This is a genomic window from Streptomyces sp. NPDC057654, from assembly GCF_042800135.1.
Taxonomy (GTDB): Bacteria; Actinomycetota; Actinomycetes; order Streptomycetales; family Streptomycetaceae; genus Streptomyces.
The window spans coordinates 1-3899 of sequence record NZ_JBHVHQ010000351.1; the positions used below are offsets into that span (position 1 = coordinate 1).

3 protein-coding genes are annotated in these 3899 nt (G+C 76.1%); all 3 read right to left on the bottom strand.

Translation table 11 applies throughout. From position 1 onward, the window contains the following. Positions 1–17 precede the first annotated feature (17 nt). From hutI to ACFU99_RS23995, 3 genes are read right to left on the bottom strand one after another with little or no spacing between them, the layout of a single operon-like run. On the bottom strand, positions 18–1196 hold the full coding sequence (gene hutI / locus ACFU99_RS23985) for an imidazolonepropionase (protein ID WP_384395199.1): 1179 nt from the start codon (positions 1194–1196) through the stop codon (positions 18–20). After that, positions 1193–2545, bottom strand: coding sequence for a formimidoylglutamate deiminase (locus tag ACFU99_RS23990; RefSeq protein WP_384395201.1), 1353 nt, complete (start codon positions 2543–2545; stop codon positions 1193–1195). The genes hutI and ACFU99_RS23990 overlap by 4 nt, the downstream gene beginning before the upstream one ends. Continuing rightward, positions 2536–3726, bottom strand: a complete 1191-nt coding sequence (locus tag ACFU99_RS23995) for an allantoate amidohydrolase (RefSeq protein ID WP_384395203.1) — start codon at positions 3724–3726, stop codon at positions 2536–2538. The genes ACFU99_RS23990 and ACFU99_RS23995 overlap by 10 nt, the downstream gene beginning before the upstream one ends. Between the last annotated feature and the right edge of the window lie 173 nt (positions 3727–3899).

Genomic DNA, 3899 nt, shown 5'->3' on the forward strand with positions numbered 1-3899 from the left:
GCCCGTACTTCCGTCCGTTACCCTGCCCGCTTCCCGTCCTGCCACACCGCCGAGACCAGCGGGACGCCCGGCCGGTAGGCGAGGTGGACGTGGCTCGGCGCGTCGAGGAGCGCGAGGTCGGCGGACGCGCCCACGGTGACGGCGCCGACGTCGGTGCGGCGCAGCGCGCGGGCGCCGCCCGCGGTGGCCGACCACATGGCCTCGTCGGGGGACATGCCCATGTCGCGGACGGCCAGCGCGATGCAGAACGGCATGGAGCTGGTGAAGGACGAGCCCGGATTGCAGTCCGTGGACAGCGCCACGGTCGCGCCCGCGTCGAGGATGCGGCGGGCGTCGGGCCACTTGGCGCGGGTGGAGAACTCCGCGCCCGGCAGCAGCGTCGCCACGGTGTCGCTGCTGGCGAGCGCGTCGAGATCCGCGGCGTCCAGGTGGGTGCAGTGGTCGGCGGAGGCCGCGCCGAGCTCCACGGCGAGCCGCACGCCCGGCCCGTGGGAGAGCTGGTTGGCGTGGACGCGCACGCCGAGCCCCTTCTCCCGGCCCGCGGTGAGGATCGCGCGGGACTGCTCCGCGTCGAAGGCGCCCTTCTCGCAGAACACGTCGATCCAGCGGGCATGCGGTGCGCAGGCGTCCAGCATCGGCCCGGTGACCAGGTCCACGTACCCGGCCGGGTCGTCCGCGTAGTCCGGGGAGACGATGTGCGCGCCGAGGAAGGTGACCTCGTCGGTGTGGGCGGCGGCGATGCGCAGCGCGCGGGCCTCGTCCTCGATATTGAGGCCGTAGCCCGACTTGGTCTCGATGGTCGTGGTGCCCTGGAGCAGCGCCTCGCGCAGATAGTGCGCGAGCCCCGCCTCCAGCTCCGCGTCGGTGGCCGCGCGAGTGGCGGCGACGGTCGTGCGGATGCCTCCGGCGCTGTAACTCCGTCCGGACATCCGGGCGTTGAACTCGGCGGTCCGGTCGCCCGCGAAGACCAGGTGGGAGTGGGAGTCCACGAAGCCGGGGATCGCGGCGCGGCCGCCCGCGTCGTGGACGGCGTCGGCGGCGGGCGCGTCGGCGGCGGGGCCGACCCAGGCGAAGCGGCCGTCCGCGATGACGACGGCGGCCTCCTCGATCAGCCCGAGCGGGCCCCGGCCGAGGGCGGGGTCGTTGGTGACGAGGCTGCCGATGCCGGTGATGAGGGTGGACGCGGGGGGTGTCATGAGTCCTCTCCGTGGGGTGGGCGCAGCGCCGCGATGGCCTGGGCGAGGGCCGCGGGGACGTCCGGTACGAGGGTGTGCTCCCCGTCCCGTACGACGTGCCGGCCGCCGACCACCGTATGGCGGACGTCGGCGCCGGTCGCGGCGAACACGGCGGTCTCCGCGCCGAGCCGGGGCACCGGGCCGGCGGTGCGTACGGTGTCGAGCGCGATGGTCGTCAGATCCGCGAGCGACCCGGCGGCGATCTCGCCCGCGTCGTCCCAGCCGAGGGCCGCGTGGCCGTCCGCGGTGGCGGCGCGCAGCAGCGCGGCGGCCGTCCAGTGCCCGCGGGCGCGGGTGCGCAGCCGCTCGTCGAGCTCCATGGCGCGGGCCTCTTCGAAGATGTCGATGACGGCGTGGCTGTCGCTGCCCAGCGAGAGCGGGGAGCCGGCCCGCTGGAGCCGGGCGGCGGGGCCGATGCCGTCGGCGAGGTCGCGTTCGGTGGTGGGGCACATGCAGGTGCCGGTGCGGCTGTCGCCGAGGAGGGCGATGTCCGCGTCACTCAGGTGCGTGGCGTGCACGGCGGTCGTACGGGGCCCGAGCACGCCGTGGTCCGCGAGGAGCCGCGTCGGGGTGACGCCGTGGGCCCGTGCGCAGGCGTCGTTCTCGGCGGTCTGCTCGGAGAGGTGGACGTGCAGCGGCGCGGAGCGTTCGGCCGCCCAGTCGGCGACGGTCCGCAGCTCGGCGGCGGGCACGGCCCGTACGGAGTGGACGGCCGCGCCGATCCGGGCGTGGCCGGGGGCCTTGAGGGCGGCGGCGCGCTCGGCCCAGGCGTCGGCGGCGCCGTCGCTGAACCGCAGCTGGTGGCGGTTGGGCGGTTCGCCGAACCCGGAGGAGAGGTAGGCGGTGTCGAGGAGGGTGATGCGGATGCCGGCCTCGGCGGCGGCGGCGATCAGCGCCTCGCCCATCGCGTTGGGCTCGTCGTAGCGGGCGCCGCCGGGCGCGTGGTGCAGGTAGTGGAACTCGCCGACGCAGGAGATCCCGGCGAGCGCCATCTCGGCGTAGACGGCGCGCGCGAGGGCGTAGTACGTGTCCGGGGTGAGCCGGGCGGCCACCTGGTACATGACCTCGCGCCAGGTCCAGAACGTGCCGCTGCCGACCTGGACGGTGGAGCGCAGGGCGCGGTGGAAGGCGTGGCTGTGGGCGTTGGCGAGGCCGGGGAGGGTGAGGCCGCGCAGCACGACCGCGCCGGGCGGCGGGGCGTCGGCCCCGGTCCGTACGGCCGTGATGCGGCCCTCGGCGGTCTCTATCGACACGCCCGGTTCGACGTTGGTCCCCAGCCAGGCGTGCTCCGCCCAGTACGTCACCTGCACGCGAGGCCCTCCACTACGTCGGCGAGTGCGGCGACCCCGGCCAGGCAGTCGTCCTCGGCGGCGGATTCGGCCGGTGAGTGCGAGATGCCGGTGGGGTTCCGTACGAACAGCATGGCGGTGGGGACCGTACCGGACAAAATGCCCGCGTCGTGGCCCGCGCCGGTCGCGAGGACCGGGGCCGCGCCGCCGAGGAGGGCGCCCAGTTCGTCGCGGAGCGCGTGGCCGAACTCGACGACCGGGGTGAACGACTCCCGGACCACCGCGACGTCCACGCCGTCGCGCGCGCCGCGCTCGGCGGCGGCCTGCTCGATCTCGGCGACGACACGGTCCAGGGTCTCCTGGTCGGCGGCGCGCGAGTCGAGCCAGCCGCGCACCAGGGAGGGGATGGCGTTGACGCCGTTGGGCTCGACGGCGACCTTGCCGAAGGTGGCGAGCGCCCCCGCGAGCCTGGCCTTCTTGCGGGCCGCGAGGACGGTGTTGGCGTAGGTCAGCATCGGGTCGCGGCGGTCTTCGAGGCGGGTGGTGCCCGCGTGGTTGGCCTCGCCCCGGAAGTCGAACCGCCAGCGGCCATGCGGCCAGATCGCGGAGGCGATGCCCACCGCGTCGCCGGAGAGGTCCAGCGCCCGGCCCTGTTCGACGTGGAGCTCCACGAACGCGCCGATCCGCGCGAGCCGCTCGGGGTCGGGGCCGATGGCCTCCGGGTCGTACCCGGCGCGCTCCATGGCCTCGGGCAGCGACACGCCGTCCCCGTCGCGCAGCTCGCGCGCCTGCTCCGCCGTGAGCTGCCCGGCGGCCAGCCGGGAGCCGACGCAGGCGAGCCCGAAGCGGGCCCCCTCCTCGTCGCCGAAGTTCACGATGGCCAGGGGCTTTTCGAACTCCGCCCCCCTCCGGCGGAGCTCGTCGAGCGCGGCGAAGGAGGAGACGACGCCGAGCGGCCCGTCGAAGGCCCCGCCGTCGGGGACGGAGTCCAGGTGCGAGCCGGTGACGACGGCGTCGCCCGCGGCCGGGTCGCCGAGCCAGGCCCACTGGTTGCCGTTGCGGTCCAGCTCGTAGGCGAGGCCGCGGGACGCGGCCTGCGCCGCGAACCAGGCGCGGCAGTCGGCGTCGGCGGGGGTCCAGGCGTGACGGCGGTAGCCGCCGGTGGCCGCGTGGCGGCCGAGGGGGGTGAGGTCGCGCCACATCTCGTGGAAGGAGGGTGGATTTTCCCCAGCCCCGCCCCTTCCCGGAACCGGGGCTGCGCCCCCGGGCCCCCATCGGCCCGCGGCCTTGGGGGCGCAAGCCGGGCGGGGGGGGTTGGCGGGGGGGCCCGGGGGCGGGGTGGAGCGCCCGCGCCCCCCCCCAGGCGCCGCGGGGT